The sequence below is a fragment of the Bradyrhizobium sp. ma5 genome, assembly GCF_042258955.1.
Lineage (GTDB): Bacteria > Pseudomonadota > Alphaproteobacteria > Rhizobiales > Xanthobacteraceae > Bradyrhizobium.
In genome coordinates this window covers 2,210,734-2,229,897 of sequence record NZ_CP170156.1, presented here as the reverse complement: position 1 = coordinate 2,229,897, position 19,164 = coordinate 2,210,734, and the positions used below count along the sequence as shown (strand labels likewise).

General features: G+C 59.3%; 12 protein-coding genes, 2 pseudogenes and 1 riboswitch. Of the genes and pseudogenes, 10 read left to right on the top strand and 4 right to left on the bottom strand.

Going from position 1 to position 19,164, the window contains the following annotated elements:
- The first annotated feature begins 89 nt into the window (after nt 1–89).
- From ACE103_RS10295 to ACE103_RS10280, 4 genes are all read left to right on the top strand, one after another.
- Nucleotides 90–1,520: a PAS domain S-box protein gene (locus ACE103_RS10295; protein ID WP_375779312.1), complete on the top strand. Its 1,431-nt coding sequence runs from the start codon at nt 90–92 to the stop codon at nt 1,518–1,520.
- A complete protein-coding gene (gene fixJ / locus ACE103_RS10290) occupies nt 1,517–2,122 on the top strand; it encodes a response regulator FixJ (protein ID WP_375779311.1) in 606 nt (201 codons plus the stop codon). Before ACE103_RS10295 ends, fixJ begins: the two co-directional genes overlap by 4 nt.
- Before the next feature lie 953 nt (nt 2,123–3,075).
- Nucleotides 3,076–3,909, top strand: coding sequence for a universal stress protein (locus tag ACE103_RS10285; RefSeq protein ID WP_375779310.1), 834 nt, complete (start codon nt 3,076–3,078; stop codon nt 3,907–3,909).
- 585 nt (nt 3,910–4,494) lie between these two features.
- The gene (locus ACE103_RS10280; protein WP_375779309.1) at nt 4,495–5,178 is read left to right on the top strand and encodes a helix-turn-helix domain-containing protein; all 684 of its coding nucleotides are present in this window, start codon (nt 4,495–4,497) and stop codon (nt 5,176–5,178) included.
- 38 nt (nt 5,179–5,216) lie between these two features.
- Here ACE103_RS10280 and ACE103_RS10275 read toward each other — a convergent pair whose 3' ends face one another.
- Complete coding sequence (locus ACE103_RS10275; protein WP_375779308.1) at nt 5,217–5,432, bottom strand: hypothetical protein; 216 nt, start codon at nt 5,430–5,432, stop codon at nt 5,217–5,219.
- Between ACE103_RS10275 and ACE103_RS10270 the strand changes: the two genes are divergently transcribed.
- Complete coding sequence (locus ACE103_RS10270) at nt 5,431–5,973, top strand: hemerythrin domain-containing protein (protein WP_375779307.1); 543 nt, start codon at nt 5,431–5,433, stop codon at nt 5,971–5,973. The genes ACE103_RS10275 and ACE103_RS10270 overlap by 2 nt on opposite strands.
- 482 nt (nt 5,974–6,455) lie before the next feature.
- Nucleotides 6,456–7,808 carry an oxygen-independent coproporphyrinogen III oxidase gene (hemN, locus tag ACE103_RS10265; RefSeq protein ID WP_375779306.1) on the top strand — a complete coding sequence of 451 codons (1,353 nt, stop codon included), beginning with the start codon at nt 6,456–6,458 and terminating at the stop codon, nt 7,806–7,808.
- A gap of 774 nt (nt 7,809–8,582) precedes the next feature.
- Here hemN and metE read toward each other — a convergent pair.
- Nucleotides 8,583–10,928 carry a 5-methyltetrahydropteroyltriglutamate--homocysteine S-methyltransferase gene (metE, locus tag ACE103_RS10260; RefSeq protein ID WP_375779305.1) on the bottom strand — a complete coding sequence of 782 codons (2,346 nt, stop codon included), beginning with the start codon at nt 10,926–10,928 and terminating at the stop codon, nt 8,583–8,585.
- 100 nt (nt 10,929–11,028) lie between these two features.
- A riboswitch (cobalamin riboswitch) is annotated at nt 11,029–11,232 on the bottom strand.
- Between the two features lie 1,454 nt (nt 11,233–12,686).
- Here metE and ACE103_RS10255 point away from each other — a divergent pair.
- From ACE103_RS10255 to ACE103_RS10240, 4 genes and pseudogenes are all read left to right on the top strand, one after another.
- A complete protein-coding gene (locus tag ACE103_RS10255; protein ID WP_375779304.1) occupies nt 12,687–13,541 on the top strand; it encodes a nodulate formation efficiency C protein in 855 nt (284 codons plus the stop codon).
- Nucleotides 13,542–14,838: 1,297 nt separating this feature from the next.
- On the top strand, nt 14,839–15,564 hold the full coding sequence (locus tag ACE103_RS10250; protein ID WP_375779303.1) for a thermonuclease family protein: 726 nt from the start codon (nt 14,839–14,841) through the stop codon (nt 15,562–15,564).
- A gap of 9 nt (nt 15,565–15,573) precedes the next feature.
- Nucleotides 15,574–16,231 (top strand): annotated as a pseudogene (locus ACE103_RS10245) (carbonic anhydrase).
- Nucleotides 16,232–17,500: 1,269 nt separating this feature from the next.
- Nucleotides 17,501–17,791, top strand: a complete 291-nt coding sequence (locus ACE103_RS10240) for a hypothetical protein (RefSeq protein WP_375779302.1) — start codon at nt 17,501–17,503, stop codon at nt 17,789–17,791.
- Here ACE103_RS10240 and ACE103_RS10235 read toward each other — a convergent pair.
- The gene (locus ACE103_RS10235; protein WP_375779301.1) at nt 17,788–18,552 is read right to left on the bottom strand and encodes an amidohydrolase family protein; all 765 of its coding nucleotides are present in this window, start codon (nt 18,550–18,552) and stop codon (nt 17,788–17,790) included. The two genes, ACE103_RS10240 and ACE103_RS10235, sit on opposite strands and share 4 nt — an antisense overlap.
- A 358-nt stretch (nt 18,553–18,910) precedes the next feature.
- A pseudogene (locus ACE103_RS10230) lies at nt 18,911–19,070 on the bottom strand (IS630 family transposase); the annotation flags it as partial.
- Between the last annotated feature and the right edge of the window lie 94 nt (nt 19,071–19,164).

Genomic DNA, 19,164 nt, shown 5'->3' with positions numbered 1-19,164 from the left:
ATCGACGTAAATTGATACGCGTCTGCCTCCCGTAGCCTCCCGCGGCCAACGATGTAAAGTCGATCGAATGAGAGGGCCTGCCCGGAAATATGTCCGATCGCAACTGGTACCGCTATGGCACTGCCGCGGCAGCCGCCGCGCTGGCCCTCGTGCTGCGCGCAGCGCTAGATCCGTATCTTGAGGGCCGCGCGTTCACGATCATCTACCTTCCAGCCGTCGTTTTTGCCGCTTTCGCCGGCGGCCGCGGACCGGCGAGTTTCACTACCCTGCTCTGCCTGGTCATCAGCGCGGCCTTTTTTGGGAAAGGCCTCATCACCGATTCCGCAAACATGATCGATATCGCCGGATTCGCGGTCCTTGGTCCCATACTCGGCTTCATGGGCGATCGGCTGCGGTGGGAATCGGAGCAGGCGCGGTATCGGCAAGCCCATCTGCAGTCGATCCTGGACACCGTTCCGGAAGCGATGATCGTGATTGACGAGAAGGGCATCGTTCGCTCGTTCAGCACCGCGGCAGTGCGTTTGTTCGGCTGGTCGCCGGACGAAGTGGTCGGAAAGAATGTATCCAAGTTGATGCCGCAGCTCTATCGCACCGAGCACGACCGCTACATGGATCGTTATCTGACCACTGACGAGCGGAGCATCATCGGCATCGGCCGCATCGTGGTCGGCGAGCGGAGCGACGGCTCGACCTTTCCGATGGAGCTTGCCGTAGGTGAGGCCAAAGTGCGCGACGAACGCTTCTTCACTGGCTTCATCCGAGACCTCACCGAGCGGCGGGCGCAGGAACGGCGGCTGCAAGAGCTGCAATCTGAACTCGTGCACGTGTCGCGGCTGACCGCCATGGGTGAGATGGCATCGTCTATCGCCCATGAAATCAACCAGCCGCTCTCCGCCATTACAAACTACATGCGGGGCGCAAAGGTTGTGTTGGCGTCAGACAAGCCGGACGTCAATCGCATTGGTGATGCACTGGAACACGCCGCCCAACAGGCTCTGCGCGCGGGCGATATCGTCAAACGCCTGCGGGAATTCGTTGCCAAAGGCGAGACGCAGCATTCTGTGGAGAATCCGATCACGCTTCTTGAAGAGGCTGTTGCGCTGGCACTTCTCGGCGCCAAGGAACAAGGCGTGCGCGTGGCGATCCGCAGCGACCCCGATCTGCCGTCAATGATCGTCGACAAGATCCAGATCCAGCAAGTCGCGCTGAACCTGATACGCAACGCAATCGAGGCGATGGCGTCCTGCCCGCGCCGCGAATTGACCGTCGGAGTTACCAAGGTCGATGGCCTCGCCAGGTTTACCGTTGCCGATACGGGCCCCGGCATCAGCCCTGATATCGCCGACCGCCTGTTCCAGCCCTTTGTCACGACGAAAGAGCATGGCATGGGTGTGGGACTGTCAATCTGCCGGACAATCATCGAATCCCATGGCGGCCACATCGTCGCGGAAGCGAAGCCGGGCGGCGGCACGATTTTTCAGTTCACCCTGCCATTTGCGGAGATTGGTGAAGAGGCATGACTGGGCGGCGCATTCTTGTGATCGACGATGACGCCGCGATGCGAGACTCGCTCGCGTTTTTGCTTGATGTCAACGGTTTCTGCGTAGAGACGTATGAGACGGCGATTGAGTTCCTCGATGAGGTCGCGAGCGGTCCGGCCGACTGCATTGTATCAGACATCCGCATGCCGGGCATGAGCGGCCTCGAACTGCTCCGCAAGCTGAAGGCCGACCACGTCGGCTGTCCCGTCATCCTGATAACTGGCCATGGCGACGTATCGCTCGCAGTTGAAGCGATGAAAGCCGGTGCGGTCGATTTCATCGAGAAGCCGTTCCAGGACGAGGGTCTATTGCGTGCCATCAATAGTGCCTTGGAAGCGCAGCCAGCGAAGGCAGCCGATGACGCAGTGAAACAGCAGGCGGAAGCCCGCCTCGCGAACCTCTCATCGCGCGAGCGTGACGTTCTGCAGGGACTATTAGCCGGCAAGATCAACAAGGTGATCGCACATGATCTTGGCATCAGCCCCCGGACGGTCGATGTTTACCGCGCGAACCTCATGGCCAAGACCAATGTCCGCAGCATGTCCGAGTTGATGCGGATCGCCATCACCGCGGGGCTCTAGCAGCATCGCAAACGGCACGACATGGCTTATTCAAGGTGCGTGGATGAGGCGATGAACGGTGGTTCCAGGAGCAACGCTCCGCACCGGGCTGGTGATATTGTTGGTGGCGGTCGCTTAGACGAATTCGTCGATGAATCATCCTCAATCGCGGGGACGTGAGACGTTATGGACATATCGCGGCGGAGCCTTCAGCACGAAGCCGGGACCAACAAACCGGCATTGATCAAGTTCAGACGGCCCCGCCGGGAGCGGCAGATCCGCGCACGGCTGTCGCGCTGACATCCATTTGCCCCGATCTGCGCGATGACGTCGTCGAGCGCGTCCCGATGGCAGCAAGAGAGGCCCTCAAGAGCACCTACTCGAAGCGATGGGTGGGTTCGAGCGCCGGATTGTTCTCATCATTTCCGGGAAGCGCCGATATCGGACAGCAGGACTGATATACCTGATGGTTGAGCACATCATGATCCGAAACGATGCCGACGCGACTGCTTTTGTCATCTATCGCCGGCGAGCCGCGCTGGTTGAATTTCCAGCGCCAGTTCGAAAAGATCGAGCACTGGCGCATCCCGCTTGACCGCGGCGAACGAGCCGCTCATCACCTTGGCTGCCGGCTTGTCGTTCCTCGCGTTCAGCAAACACCTGTTTGCCACAAGATGAATGTCGACCGGCGATGGCGAGGAATGGACGGCATCCAGGGTTGCTTTGCGGCCCCGATCGCCGCACTGGTATCTGCGATGCCTAATCCTGCGGTACTGCGGCCGGCATTACCGATGCAACACATGTCATGCTGGTTCCTAGCCGCTTGACTTGGCATCGCACCGTCACGCAAACTCCTCCGGGGGCGGCTTGATCGCACTCAAACAAAATCAACGACGGCATTTGAAGGAGATCAATTGCCCAGCCCAGATTTGTGCTCCGGTGGGCAGCAGGCCTTCGATGCCCGGAGAACGGCAGTGTTCGGGACCATATTGGTCCATCTTCCCACTGAGCTTCCGGTTCGGGCTACGGTGAACGGTGCGATTTCCTTCGCACTGAGCACGGGCGCGCATCTTGACGTGGTGGCGATCGGCTACGAGAGGACCATTCTTCCGCTCGTTGGGCTCGGCGGGGCGGCAGTCACCTCGGTCTTCGAAGTCGAGCAGGCGCGTGCGTTCGAGCGAGCCGAAGCGGCACTTCATGTCTTTGATCGTCAAGCAAGGAACGCAGGCATTTCCTACACGAGCCGTCCGCTGAGTGCGGTTCCAGCCGAGGCGCGCCGAATCATCTGCGCGAGCGCGCGGGTCCACGACATGACCATCGTCACACAGCCTCAGAGCGGCTATGACAGCTACGATAACCTTATTCCCAGGAAGATCCTTATCCAGGCCGGCGGGCCCGTCCTGTATCTGCCGCACACCTTCCACGGGGCTTTTTCGACCAGACGAATCGGGATTTGTTGGGACGGCAGCCGCCGTGCTGCCCGCGCGTTGCACGACGCTTTGCCGCTGTTGCGCGAAGCCGACGCGCTCACCATCATCGCGATCACCGCTCCGGACAGGGGGCGGGCGAAAAGTTCCACCGACCATTTGGGACAGTACCTTGCAAGGTCAGGGCTTCCTGCAAAGGTCGTGTCGCTCCCAGCATCCTGGTCCGCGCAGCGCGCCCTCCTTTCGCTTGCGGCGGAGGAAAGCCTCGACCTGCTCGTGATGGGCGGATACGGCCACTGTCGGCTGCAGGAAAGGTTGCTCGGCCCCACCTCGGGGGACATGCTTCGTGCAATCACCATCCCGGTCCTGATGTCGCATTGAGAGCAGGAATTCTACGAACGACATGCCGCCGGATCTTCCTGGACGCGGTCTAACGCTGCCGCGATCGGCGCAAGGGCGACGCCATCCGCCCCGATCAGCAACAGGACCGCCGCCTCGCGGACAGTCTCTTTACCGGCCATCCGTCGGTGCCCGTGTTCAGCTTCCGGCCAGGCCAGGTCGCGATCTCCACCGGTTTCTGAAATCCTGGAGAGCAACGCCGGCTATTGAGCCAGGTCAACATGTCACGCAAGCCAAGTTCTATGATCCACTCTCCCACTCAGGACCCCACAACCGCGGATCAGATCATGAGCAAGCACGTCCTCCGAATCGCCCCGCGCAAATCGATCTGGGATGCTGCCAATGTCTGCTGCCACCAGCATGCAGCCTCCGATCCGAAGCAGCCTAGCTGGTTTTAAGCGTGTTTGAGCAACCAAGGGGCCGTGCCGCATTCATTCAAGACGCCCTCCTCACAGGACTTACGTGTAAACACTTAGGGGTTTTCACTTAGGGGAAACATCCAAGTTTCCCGATTCGTTACGAGCGGCCAATCTGCGTACCATCGAGGTTCGCAAGATTGAGTCCGCCATGTGCGCTCAGACCGCCGGTTTTCACGAGATCAGCCGTCATCCGACTAACGTGATGCGTGGGAAAGCTTGTAACCATGGACCGTTTGGTATGGTTGCCACACCGATGCGCTTCACTCGCAATAGCGAGATCTACGGCGAGAACGAGGCAGCGGAATACCTATATCAAGTGGTGTCGGGTGCGGTGCGGACCTACAAGATTCTACACGATGGACGTCGGCAGATCTGTGCGTTCTATCTGCCCGGTGACATCTTCGGCTTCGAGGCCGGAGAAGGCCATATCTCTTCGGCCGAGGCAATCTCTGAGACGCACCTGATAGTGGTGAAGTGCACCGCCCTCATTGTTCGCGCCAGTCACGAGAGGGAACTCACACGACAGCTGTGGGAAGCGATGGCGCTCGAGCTGCACCGCTTTCAGGAGCATCTGATGCTCTTAATCAGCAGCGCTGAAGAGCGGGTCGTGACTTTCCTGCTCGATATGTCTCGTCGCGCTACCAACAACGCTGCCATTGAACTCCCGATGTCACGGCGGGATATTGCCGATTACCTTGGTTTGACGATCGAAACGGTGTCGCGCACCTTTAAACAGCTTGAGCAGAATGGCGTGATCACCCTGCCGACCTCACGCCAGGTCGAGTTGCGTCTCGACAGATTGCCTAGCCGTTTTTTGCAGAACCTGGGCTAAGTTGGTTTGCGTCAGTGCAAGCACCGCGGCGAAATACGCTACTTCTGTGCACCGAACAGCGCGGACAGATTGCTGTTGCTGCGAGTGAACGACACCGAAACTCGGCGATCCAGCACTAATGGAAGAATCGCATCTAAAATTCGATTGTTCCTCCATGGAGCACGGCAATGGTCATCGATTCTTTGCTTCGAGAGCATCGCAACATTGACCTGCTTCTGGTCGCCCTCCAACGTGAGTTGGAGATTTTTGAGCATGGGATCCGTCCTGACTACGAGGTCATTCGCACAATCATCAGCTACTTCGAGGTTTACCCGGAGGTGTACCATCATCCCCAAGAACTTGATTTTTTCCAAGCTCAAGACTCGCGACCCGGATGCAGCTGCGATCGTCGGCGATCTCGCGCATGAACACCAGGAAGTCGTTGACCGTTTGCACCGCTTCGCTCACGCTATTGATGGCGTCCTCGCGGATCGTGAAATCCTTCGGCAAGACGTCGGCAACATCGTACGCGACTTTATAGTACGCGAGCGGCACCACATGATGTGGGAAGAACGAGATGTCTTCTCCGCCGCCCTTAAGGCTCTATCGGCTCAGGATTGGACCGAAATCGCTTCCGCCGTCACCGATGATGGGGATCCGCTATTCAGCGAGACCGCGGAAGCGACCTCCGATGCGCTAAGAGCGCACATTCTGGAATTGGAGCAAGAAGCTGAAGCCGAATGGAGCTCGGTCGCATTTTTGTCCGCAATGGCCGGCAACCCGCTAAATGGCGCCGAGATCGTTGGCCCGTATTGATCGCTGGCGTTTCATGAGAAGAAACCGCTTATGCTCATCTTGTTGAAATGAAGGTGGCGATGCTCGCCGGCGCACGCTGCCTGCACGGCCAGGACGGCTTCTGCGCTCGATGATCGCCTCCTTCAGCCACTGGTCGCACACGGCATGGCCGAACCTCTCCGCAGCCCGGCGGGCCGGCAGGTTCCATATCGTGACCATCCGCACGGCAGTTGGCAGTATCGCTCGGCCTACGCCGGATTGATATCGCGCGAAACCGGCGCTTCGCACGTCCGCCGACCGATACGGACGGACGATTGCGGCCGCGCGGAGCCCGGCGCGTGACCGCTTTATCGCGATCCAAAGTGCGATGTATACGCCGCAGGCATGCTCTACCAGTTTCGGTTTCATAGTCACCATGGCCATCAGCTACCCCGGATATTTGAGCCAGCGCAAAGCTTATGTGCCCCGTGTTCGGTAGCCTAGCGAGGAAGAAAGGCATCTGAATGCGACCGGACTTGGCACAATCCTACGGGCGGCACCGGCTACCGCGCTACACCAGCTATCCGACGGCCCCGCATTTCTCAGCGTCGGTTTGCGAATCCGACTACCAAACGTGGCTCAGGTCGTTGGGCGCCCGGCAATCCGCCTCAATCTACGTGCACGTGCCATTTTGTCGAAACATGTGCTGGTGTTGTGGCTGCCACACATCTATCACGAAACGCCACGAGCCGATCGCGATCTATGTAGCGGGACTGCGTACTGAAGCCTACCTTGTTGCAGAAACCGTCGGTCAACGACAGCCGATCTCTCACATTCACTTCGGGGGCGGCACCCCGACGATCATGACACCTGAAACGTTTGCTGATCTGATCGGTTCGTTGCGCTATTGGTTCGCTGTCCTGCCTGATGCCGAGATCGCCGTGGAGATCGATCCACGCATGTTGAGCGAGCCGATGGCCGAGGCGCTAGGTTATTGCGGGGTTAATCGGGCGAGCCTTGGTGTCCAGAGCTTCGATCCAGTTGTACAGCGGGCCATCAATCGTGTGCAGAGCTTCGCAGAGACAGCGACTTCGGTCGATCGGTTGCGCCGCGCCGGCGTCGGCCGGATCAGTTTCGACTTGCTCTATGGCCTGCCCCAGCAGACGGTCTCTTCGTGCCTGAACACCGTCGCCAAATGCCTCGAGCTGCATCCGGACCGGTTTTCGGCCTATGGCTACGCGCACATTCCTTACTTCAAGAAGCATCAACGCAAGATCGATGAATCCACTCTGCCCGACAGTGTCGAGCGGCACCTCCAATCCGAAACGATCGCGGAAGCTTTGGTTGATGCTGGATACGTACGCGTCGGCATCGATCACTTCGCCCTGCCCGACGACAATCTCGCCCAGGCTAGGCGGGAAGGCAGGTTGAGGCGCAATTTCCAGGGCTATACTGACGATTGCGCGGAAGCTCTCATTGGTCTGGGCGCCAGCGCCATCGGCCGCATGGAACAGGGTTTTGTCGCGAACGCCGTCTCGACAAAGGACTACCTCGCACGCATCACCGGGGATCGGCTCGCCACCGCGAAGGGCTATTTACTGACGGATGACGATCGCTTCCGCGCCGAGATCATCGAGCGAATCATGTGCGACATGGCAGTCGATCTCTCCGAGACCTCCCGTCGTCACGGCAGGGATCCGAGGTTGGCCGTCGTCGATCATTCTCGGCTCGACAGCCTTATCGCAGATGGCGTCGTGGTCATTGACGATGGCCGGCTTTCCGTAGCCTCTGGCGCAGAGTTCCTGGTCCGGAGCGTCGCATCGGCGTTCGACGCTCACCTTCCTCGGTCCTGGGCCACACACAGTTGGGCGGTCTAAACCGACCAAGCCGAACCGAGCGGTTCCGGAATCCGGAATCGACATCACCGAACCGGCTTATGCTTCGGGTTGGCACCAAACGCACGACTGAAGAGCATGTTGATCGGCATCCCGCTGCGAGTTTACCTTCAGCCGTCGTCGTCACACCTTTTCCATCTGGCCGCACAAGGGTCTCAAACAGAGGTTGGAACCGAGACTTGACAATCGGATGGAGCCGGTGAACCAATGACTGCCTGAAGCAGGGCCTCAATCAATGGCAAGGGGCTCATTGCATTGGTCACGACTATAAGATCCATGCAGTCGGCATTTTTCGTATAGTCTCGCTGATCGAGCATATCGTTTGCGGGCAGGAACGCGCACCGACGTGCGCTTAGCGCCCGCCATGCCCGCGACGCCCGGCATTGCCGCCCCGACTTTACTCGAACCGGCAAAGCGTTGCGAAAATGCCTATCAGCGACAAACCTTGGTGTAGATTTCTAATCCGAGGCGATATCGGCCGCATACCACGGCATAATTGAGCTGCGTTGAGTTTGTGCTTTAACTGGCTTCAGATTTTCGGCGAATGTCCTCGCCGTGATCGAGCCGTCGGCTGTCCTCCCTCCGCCGGTGCAAGTTCGGCGCGATGCGTAGCAGCGTCGCTCCTCCCAGACTAGACTTCCGCCCGGCCGTTAATGGCGGCCGGGCTTTTTGTGCTCATAAAGCCTCCCTCGAGATTATCGAGAGCTCAAATGGTCCACAAGCGGATCAACTTTCTCGACGATAGACCAGGCTGGATCAGCGGCCTACTGGATCGGACGCAGCGCGCAACTCGCGGGCGGCAGCGACCATATTGACCAGCGCCGGGCGAACCTCCTCCCATTTGCGCGTCTTCAGGCCACAGTCAGGATTGATCCAGAGTTGCGAATCCTGCAGCCGCTTCCGAGCCAACGCCATGAGCTCCTTCATCTCACCCGTCTCGGGAACGCGCGGAGAATGGATGTCGTACACGCCTGGCCCGATTTGATTTGGATATTTGTAGCTCCTGAACGCGTCAAGCAGTTCCATTTTCGAGCGCGAGGTCTCGATCGAGATGACATCCGCATCCATTGCAGCAATCGCATCGATGATGTCGTTGAACTCCGAGTAGCACATATGGGTATGGATCTGGGTTTGATCGGCGACGCCCGATGAGCAGATGCGGAAGCAATCGCCGGCCCACTCGAGATAAGCCGGCCATTCCGATCGACGCGATGGCAATCCTTCGCGCAGGGCAGCTTCGTCGATCTGGATCATGGTCGCACCAGCATTCTCGAGATCGCCGACTTCGTCTCGCATCGCGAGCGCAATTTGACGGCAGACCTCGCTTCGGGGAATATCATCGCGAACAAACGACCAGTTCAAGATCGTTACCGGCCCGGTCAACATCGCCTTCATCGGTTTCTTGGTTAGTGATTGCGCGTAGCGCCACCAGTCTACGGTAATCGGCCGCGGCCGTGAGACATCGCCAAACAGGATCGGCGGCCGGACACAGCGCGATCCATAGGATTGCACCCAACCATTCTTGGTAAAAGCGAAGCCGGCGAGTTGCTCGCCGAAGTACTGCACCATGTCATTGCGCTCGAACTCGCCATGCACGAGCACGTCCAGACCGATGTCCTCCTGCCAACGTACGGCGCGCGCCGTCTCCTCCTTGAGAAACTTGTCGTATTGCTCGTCGCTCATCAAGCCTCGTGCATGCGCCGCACGGGCATTACGGACGGAAGTGGTCTGCGGAAACGATCCGATCGTCGTGGTAGGAAACGCCGGTAGTCCGAAGCGCTTGCGTTGGATCTCGGCACGACTGGCAAAAGGGCTGGCGCGCCCGCGCATGGTCTGGTTGATCGCTCCGAGCCGGACAGCGACATTGGCATCGCTGATCTTCGGCGAAGTGCGACGGATGGACGCGGCACGCTCGGATTGTGCAAGAGCTTTCGCAACATTCTGGTCACCTGCGAGTGCCCGCGCCAAGGTCGCAAGCTCGCGCATCTTCTGAACCGAGAAAGCAAGCCAGCTCTTGACGTCGGAAGCGAGCTCCGTCTCGAGTTCGACATCGACCGGCACATGAAGCAGCGAGCAGGACGGGGCGATCTGGACGCGGTCCTTGCCGAGCTTCGCAATTGCGGGATCCAGCCGCTGGCGGAGTGTCGACAAGTTCGACCGCCACACATTGCGGCCGTCTATGACGCCGAGCGACATGACGAGATCATTCCGGCTGCCAGCAATGATCTCGTCCAATAACTGTGGCGCGCGAACCAGATCGACGTGCAGCCCGGCAACAGGCAGGCGCAAGGCGGTGTCCAGATTGTCGCAGAGGTCGCCGAAATAGCTGGCTACCATGATTTTGATGGCCGGCCCCTCCTTTGCGAGCCGGTCATAGGCATGGAGCAGGGATTTTCGCGAGCTCTCATCCAGATCGAGGACGAGGCAGGGCTCGTCGAACTGAACCCAGTTTGCCCCGCATTTAGCCAATTCCTGCAAAACCTCGATATAGACCGGTATCAGGTCATCCAGCAGTGACAGTGGCTGGAAGGCAGGATCCGCGCTCTTGCCGAGCTTTAAGAATGTCACCGGCCCGATCAGGACAGGGCGAGTCTGAAAGCCAAGTGCCTTGGCTTCCTCATACTCCTCGATAGGCTTGCGACAGGACAGCCTGAAAGTCTGTCCACGGTTAACCTCCGGGACCATGTAGTGGTAGTTGGTGTCGAACCACTTGGTCATCTCCTGCGCGGGTGCGCCATAGGCACGCGGTCCGTGACCGCAACTCGCATCCTGCCCGTCGCATTGTGAACCGCGTGCCATGGCGAAGTACGTCTTGAGCGAAACGGATCCGGCTTTCGACGCGTAGATATCCGGGATGGCTCCAACCATGACACTGGTGTCGAGCACCTGATCGTACAGCGAGAAATCGTTCGACGGAATGACAGTGACACCGAGGGATGTCTGGCGCGCCCAGTTCGCAGCACGCAGGCCGGCTGCGTCCTCGAGCAACTGCTGTTCGCTGATTCTTCCGGCCCAATAGCTCTCGAGCGCGAGTTTGAGCTCGCGCCTTGGACCGATGCGCGGTGTTCCGAGCGTGGCAACCGGAAGCGAGAGAAGAGACATAGCGTTAACCCCATATTGGGGGCAAAGGCCATGGCGGACGCGGGCAGGGAAGTCGCGCGAGCGACGGCTGCTTGGCGCACCACCGGGGCACCCCGCCCGTGGACGAATATATTGCCGGGGCAGGTCTCCTGGCTCGCGGGTCATCGCCGCTGTCCGGCCTTCCCGAAGCCGCGCAGGCTTCAGTGACTCTGTTGGACAGCGGCTCTCCGCTCACAGTTGCGGGGGCAGCGCCGGCATTGGCACCGGCTTCCCTCTTAGCTCCGGATCAAGTGGGACCCGGAGAACCTCGACGACTTGGATTATCGGCAAGAGAACTCTTCCGTCAACCTCTCAAATTAATGCTGTGGCCTCGCTCATGCGAATGATGGTCCACCTCCACCATTGATCTTGATGTAAAAGTCGCTCTGCAATCATGGATATCACGATGACCATGTCGGATGGTGCGTCGCCGTGGGGCCGCGCGTCAGATCTGTGCAAAAGATAAATGTGCGGCCTGCGCGATCAGGGCCATTGCGTCGAGCAGACGGTCTTCATGTGAGTCAGCTACGGTTCATCAAGAACGCTACCTACGTCCGCCTTCTCCACCAACAATCAAGGATCGGTGTTGGCAAGTGCAAGACATATGCGGAACTCCAACAGCACACTCAGCGAGCATATTATCTTATGAAGCCAGCCAGTTCTGGTGGGTGTCACGCAGGTCTTTTTTGGCGATACTGCCTTAGCAAGCATATCGAACCTCCTCAACGAGAGCAGAGAGGCCCGCAATGAAAATGGCTGTTTGGAGTGCCCTCGGCGTCTTTTCTGTTGGCGTCTTTGCGGTTGGCCTGTTCGGATGGATGGTAAGGCCGTTTATGAGTCAACCCGTTAGACAGATATTCTCGAAACTATTGAGCAACTCAAGGCGAAGCTAGCACGGCTCGACGCCCCCACCCGCTTTATGAATATCGACCCGACGGCGTGGAAGCGCACTCCTCCAATTGTGAATAGCGACGACCCGTCGATGAACGACGGGCCGATAACGTGCCATCGCGCGTGCGCAGCGCGAACACCACCGTCTCATCCGCCTGCTCGAAGGGTGCACTTCCTTGGCGTCTATTCCAAATGCTCGTCGATGAAAAGCGACTTCGCGTCGTTGTGGGCAGTAGAGTGCCAAGCACAACTGACCTCATTCCTCGAAATTCCAGCAGCGTCGCATGGCCGCGAAGGAGTGCCAAGCCGCCGCAGTGGACGCCTTGGCTGCAAGTGCCCAAAGACGTGGCGGGGATCGAACGCCGACGTTGCGGCAACGACATCGACCCAAGCGGTTCAATGGCCGCAAACCTTCTTGCAACTGTCGCCAGGAACCTGGCGGGAAGGCATTCGCCAGCGCTGCCGAAGATCCAGTGCGTGACAGGGATAAATCGTGGAAGTCGCGATGGATAGACTGAATGGAAACATCAATACGTGCGCAGGTCGGAAAGCCAACAAAGACGACACAAACATGTGTACGAACTGCCACCTATTACCTGGCACGAAGAATGCAGACCCCCGGCCTGCCCAGGCTTCTCCTCCTGGGCAGGTCCAGCATCGCAAATTGAGGCTCTGGCTGGCCATTGAAGTTAGCGGCGGGTGGCATGGAGGGGACAGCGCCTGCTCACACGGGACACCGGCGGGCGCCCGCGTCACGTCGTCGCTAACTTCTCGCGATCGCGCATAGCACGTTAAAGGTGCTCCGCTTTAGAATTGACGTGTGGACGAAAAACAGATGGGCCGGCGGTTATGAATAAAATGTCAGGAAGACGCGTGCTGTGGTTCTGTCTCACTCGATCATTGATCTGCCTGGTCGGGCTGGCTGCGACGAGCAACAATGTTCGCGCCAACGACAGCGACCTGGTCGAACAAGTCAAGTCAACGTGGCGTGCACAGGACGGTGAGACTATAGAGCACATTATCTCCAAGGTCTCGACGGTGGCACAGTTCGTCCCTCGAACGTGGGGAGTCGCTGAAGGAATTGACAGAACTGAATATGTTTATCTTTCATGGACCAGGCACCAGAACCATAAATCAGACGAACAGTACGTTATTACTTGGAAGATCGCGGCAGATGGGACGATCGAAGTTGCGTCAACCTATGCGAAGCCGATTGAATTGGGCTGGCGGGCTTTGGCGCTCTCGTTGATCGCCAGTGAAGTCACAGATGGCGAAAAGGACGCAAATCTTCACTTTTTGCATGATCCGGTTAACTTCAACTTCGTGACGACCGCGCAAGGCAAGCTCAGCAATCTTCTCCAGCACGGGCGCTGCACTATCATTGAACCTGTTGAAGTGGATTACGTGCCAAAGCCGAATGACAAGCCGGCCGAGAAAGGTGATCTGTGGCGCGTTTTGCTTTTGGTGAACTGTAATATCCCAGGGCCCCATTATTTTACACGTAACGGGGTCATCACCTTCGAGAAGAGCGAGGGACAAGATTGGGCGCCGCAATCCTTCTTTGCCAAGCGCATCGCGGCCTTTCCACCTGGCTCTTGGTTCGATCGCATAGAGCCAATTGAACGGGAAACATTGGAGAGAGCGCAAAAGGCCTCGGCAAATGGTCGCACAGAGCAAGATCGCACTGCAGTTCCTTCACGCTGAGCGCGTCGGAGCAACGGCAAAGCACATGCGCTCTGAAAGTTGACGTGTCCTGTTAAGTCTCCGCAATAAACCGCGAGCCCACCTTCGGCCCGACATGGAAAGCCAGGCAACACTGTTGCGCTCGGTCCGTTCCACGAGGGGATCGACCCCGTGACCAAGCGGCCGCGTGCCAGCCTGCGAGAGCCGGTTTGCCGCTCGCCGCACGCACGCAGTGAGAGGGCGCCAATAATCTACGACGCGGCCTGCTCTCCATGCCATCATCCACGAACTTGGCCTAGAGATGCTTGGGACCCAAGCCCCGATCCGGAGTCCGCGCAGCGCATCGCGCGACTATTGGCCCCCGCAGGAGCGTGAGCATTAGGGACATCGAAGGCGGCACGCGGAGCCGAAGTGCAGCGACGAGACCGCTTAAGAGGGTACCCGGGAACGGGGAATGATAACGACGCCGGCATACTCCATGACGGTGGGCCCTTTCCCGGGCGCCCCGGATGAGGATCTCCGCAGCCTTGCGCGAAGGATCGAAGGCGGAATTGAAGCGGAGGATCTGGATTTCCGCACGTGCATTCGTCTGTGCGTCAGAACTCCTGGTCTGAAGCATGAGAAAGCGCCTCTTTGGTTCTTCTCCACCTGCTCTGGTGCCGTCTCTGGTCGCAAATTCGGCTTTAAGTCGGCGCGTAACAAGAGACCGGCAATTCAGGGGGCTGCAAGCATTTCATTGCCATCATCCAGTGAGGTGGCTGGGAACGATGGGCAGCGTGAGCCCAAACCGCTAGCTATCTAATCCAAGACCGTTGCGTACAAGCCATTTCGCAGACCTAGTCCGCGACAACACAAGTCGCGACCGCGCCCGCCACACCGGTGGCGGTTGAGCGGGACAGTTGATGGGGGCGCCAGGCGTCGGAAGTTTGCCGACAAATGATAGCGACGGACAACGGTCAGCGGAAGATCGACGAAGTATCGGCGTCCCGAGGTTTGGCTTCCTCCTGCATGGCGCGAGGAAGAAAATCTCCCATGCTCAGCTTCGCCGAACTCGCGGGTCGAGCGCGGTGCGCGCCCACCGAGAGAGACCGTCGAGGCTGAAAGCATGCAGCAACACGCACACCGGAAGAAATCGCTTGAACCTCACCTTGCGTCAGGCCGTAGGATGTAAATCACGAGCAAGCTTTCGCTAAGCAATGCCGGACGATGCAACACAGGCCAAATAACAGACATGGTATGATCAAGCAGTCGGATGTGGCGGCGGTGCCGGACAATACGTGTGTCTGAGCGGATGGACCAAGGGCGAAAGGTTGTCGAGATGAAACGCCGCGTGATGATGGCCGCGTTGCTCGCTATCGTCGCATCTCCGGTTTGCGCCGCGAAACTCAGCGGTCCTCCGCGCATCGTCGACGGCAATACGATCGAGATCGAACAAACCAAAATTCGGCTCTCGGGCATCGACGCACCAGAGACTGATCAGATTTGCCTCGACGCCCATGGCCAGAAATGGGCTTGCGGCGTAGCTGCTCGCGATGAGCTTATCAAGCATTCGAACGGACGAACGTGGGATTGTCATACCACAGGGGTAGACGAGTACGGCAGGTCACTCGGGAGCTGCTTCATCGCAGGCGAGGACGTGAACGCGTGGCTGGTAAGCTCGGGCTGGGCACTATCATCGGTTCGAGGCACCCGTACCTACGTTATCTATGAGGTTGCGGCGAGCAATGCCCTTGCGGGCCTATGGTCGGGGGCGTTCATCACGCCTTGGGACTGGCCTCACCGCAACAAGGGGACGATCATTGTTGGCGCGAGCTCGGTACCGACCGACGCTCAGGAACTCCTGCTTGGATCCGCGTTGCTATCGGACCCGCCCTCACCCGAGTGTCTGATAAAGGGCACAGTGGGCCGCGACGGCGAGCGCATTTATCACCTCCCCGGGCAACTCGGTTACGGACAAATCGATATGACGAAGAAGCTGGGTGAACGCTGGCTCTGCAGCGAAGCAGAGGCCGAAGCCACGGGATGGCGTAAATCCGCGCGCTGAGTGACCCACATGCATGCAGACCGTGCCCCGAATATGTCTTGTCCGTTCACGATCGTGCCCTCGCGCCGCTCGCTGTTGCTGTTCGCTGTTTCGGCGGTTGGCATGCGGCTTGGCAACATTGTTGACGCGAAGGAAGCAAAAGGGCCGCCCAAGCCGGACAACCTGCTCTCGCCTGATGCTGCGCTAAAGCGGCTCTTGGAAGGTAATGACCGCTATGTCCAGGGCGCATCACGGCGTAGCGCCCGAATTTACCTTCGATAGCGGACTTGGTGATCTGTTTGTCTGCCGCCTCGCCGGCAATGTTGCCAATGATGACACCGTCGCCAATATGGAATATGCGGTCACCGTTCTGAACACGCCGTTGATCATGGTGCTCGGTCACGATCATTGCGGCGCGATAGACGCCACGATCAACTCGCTCAACGACGACAAGCCGCCGCCAGGGCGTATTCCATCCCTCGTCGCGGCGCTTGCGCCTGCGGTAATGGAATCTCGCCAGCAAGCCGGTGACACGTTCGCCAATGCGACCCGGCAAAACGTCGTCGATAACGTCAATAAGCTCAAATCGGCGGGGCCGATTCTGAACGCGGCAGTTGGACAGAACAGACTGAAGGTAATCGGGGGTCTGTATCGGCTCGACACCGGCAGGGTCGATCTGCTGAGCTGACGCTGGCACCTTCGCCCGGGCGCTCAGCCGCTTGCAGGCCCACCAGGGCTTCTTGAGCCCCCCGCGCGCTGCGAGGCATGTCGGGGTCCGCGCTCGCTCTCCAGGATCCGCGAGAAATTCCAGCAGTTTTCGCCGGCTCGTCCGTTATAGCATCGATATAGATCGTCCCGTTAGGATCACCCGGCTCAGCCAGGGCTGAAGATCAGATAGAGCAGGATTGCGACCACAACAGCTGTCCAGCCGGCTGCCGTGAGGAAAACTGTTACTCGCGTCGGCATCGGAGGGCAGTTCTGCTCTAGGTGTTTGGTCGTCTGGCCACCGCGCGAATGCCCGACGGCCTTTTTGAGCCCCCCTCTTGCGCCGCTGGCGTGCCGGCGCGGACGAGGGTGGAATCGACGATCGGGTAGTCAAAGTCCGGATCGTGCGTGAACCCTTTCGAACATGCGCAACCAGATACCTAGCCCGGTTGCGCCGGTTCAGCCATCGCCCAGAGTCTCACCCTTGCCGCGTAAGCCTGACGAACCCTCCTTCGGCTAGTTCGGCTTTGTACAGCTTGCCGTCGAGCGGGATGGTTGTTGGGTGGTCAGGGACAGGCATGTCCCCGTCTCGCGCAGCTTCTCGACCAAGGCCAGCAGCGCCCACTGCTCCGGCAGCGGGACACCGCGGCGGCGGGTCTCCCGGAAAAATGCTCCGAAATCTGGCACCCCTTGCGGCCCGTCGCCGATCCTCCGGTCCCCCGAAGGGTTGTAGATGAGACGAGTGCCGCTGGTCGGGTCCTGCGCGGCCGTGTAGCGGTGACCCCGGTCTGGTAGGTCATCGCCAGCTGGTCCGCGTCAAGCAGGAGACCGTGGTGGGACAGTCTCTCGATCATTTGTTGCGGGGCGGGTTGAGAGCCGTGAGAAAAATCTCTGGGGAACCGCCCATGAGACATCATATGTTTCCTCCGGTGCCCGATGATGGCCCCGCTTCGTTTACCCTTGCTTCATCCATGACCTGACGAAGGAAATCGTCATCCGCTTGATTCCAGGCGTACTCCCCCGGGGACCTTGACGACCCGGCACCGTCGGTTCGGTTGAAATCCATGCAGCTCTCTTTTCTTGCCTTGGGAACATGGTCGCTTGGAGATTCGCCCGATGCGGTAGCCCAGGTCCGTGACCGAGAGACCAGATTTCATGCTAGTAAGGCTGACTGTCCAGAAGCTGACGAGTTTCAGGAAAACAGCTGTGCCAGCTCGCATGCCGTGGCCTGCCGCGTAGCCGCGTCTACGCAGTGACGGAGATCTCCGTCATATTCGGATGCAGGAGCGGCGGCGGCTCTTCCGCGTTCGCGAGCTTCTCCCTCAACCTCGCTTTTCTGGCCTCGAGCCGCATCTCTGACCATCCAAGAGATGGTAGCTTGGCGTCGATAAAGGATGAGCTTCCGCGCATCGAACGTAGACTTGGAAAGCTGTCGGTTACCTTCAAAGCCGGCGGCACGATCGAAGCCGTCGCCGAGGACATCACGCGTCAGTCGGGAATAGCGGATCACGGCGCGCGGAATATTGCCGTATACAGGTCCTAGTTGCGGAAACCGTAGAGGGCAGCAGGGGTCGCGCTCAGGATCCGTCCTCTCGCATCATCGTCTGGGACCAGTTCTTCAAGCCAGTCCAACGTCTGTGCATAGGTTGGCGCATAGGCGTGCGCGGCCGTCACGTGCGGCCACTGCGACCCCCAGAGCAGCTGTTCCGGCCCGAGCCTCTCCAGCAGCCGACCCGCCGCTGCCTTGGCCCAACCATCCGCGACACGTCCGATGCCCGACAGCTTCACCCACACCTCGGCGCCTTCAGCGAGGGCCAGAAGCCGCTCCAATCGAGGGTCCCAGGTCGGATCGCGAGTGCCGTCCGCGAGTCCGAAGTCTCGGAACACCAGGCGATGGCCATCGGCCAGCAGCATCTCTGCGAGGCCCTCTCGTCCTTCGAGCCCGCCGGACACCTCCAGGTGGAGACCCGATTGAAGAGCAGCCTCGAAGGACTCAGCCAGCGGATCACGATCATCAAGGGTTACCGCCAAACCCACGGCGCCCGATCGGGCCCACTCCTCCAAGACCGCAGGCGCCAACGATTGCACGAGGGGTGGAACCAGTCGCACCGGAATTTGGGCCCGGCTCGCCTGGGTAAAGAGCTCTATCGGGTCGCCGTGCAGGAAAGTGGGTTGGACCAGCACCAGCCCGGTGATCGCGCAGCCGCGCGCCGCGCTTTCCAGCTGTTCCAAGGTGCCGTCGATGAGGGGCGTCTCCCGCCGGACCTCTTGGCGGAAGGCGTGAACCTCGCAGTCGATCCTCATGCCTCACTCTCCCGGAGCGCAGCCGGCAGAGCGCCGGCTGGGCCGTAGTGCATTCGAAATCACAACTCTGACGGCTGTCCAGCGGACGCGGACACACGCGAGCTTCTGCTTGGCACGCGGCGGACGACGTCCCGCTGCGCGTCTAGCTCGAAGCGCTCACTCTCCACGAATACGCCGATAGAGCCGCGCTCGAGGTAAATTACTCGCGCACCGTTGTAGTAGTGGCTCGCTGTAGGTGTTCATTTGGTTATTGGCTCAGGATTTCAAGCCTTCGCTCGTCTCCCTTAGCGCGTACGAGAAACAGGGACAATGGTGCCGAATGAAGCGAATCAAACCTTCGTACGTTTCGGACGAAGGTGCGCGCGATTCGGCGGCGGACTTGGAAACTGTGTTGACGGACCTTTTTCCTGGTCCGGACGAAGGGCTCGGCTTTGTCGTTGTACGGCGTTGACGTCGTCATCGATGTGTTCCTGAAGCTGCTTGAGACTTGTGAAGAAGGGGCCACTAAGCGACTGCCCGGCTCGGCCAACTGAGTATACCTGACGCTAAAGCCACCTCTTCAGGCGGGCAATAAATCGGGGACGCGCCGGCGTTCGCTCGGCCGCTTTGATG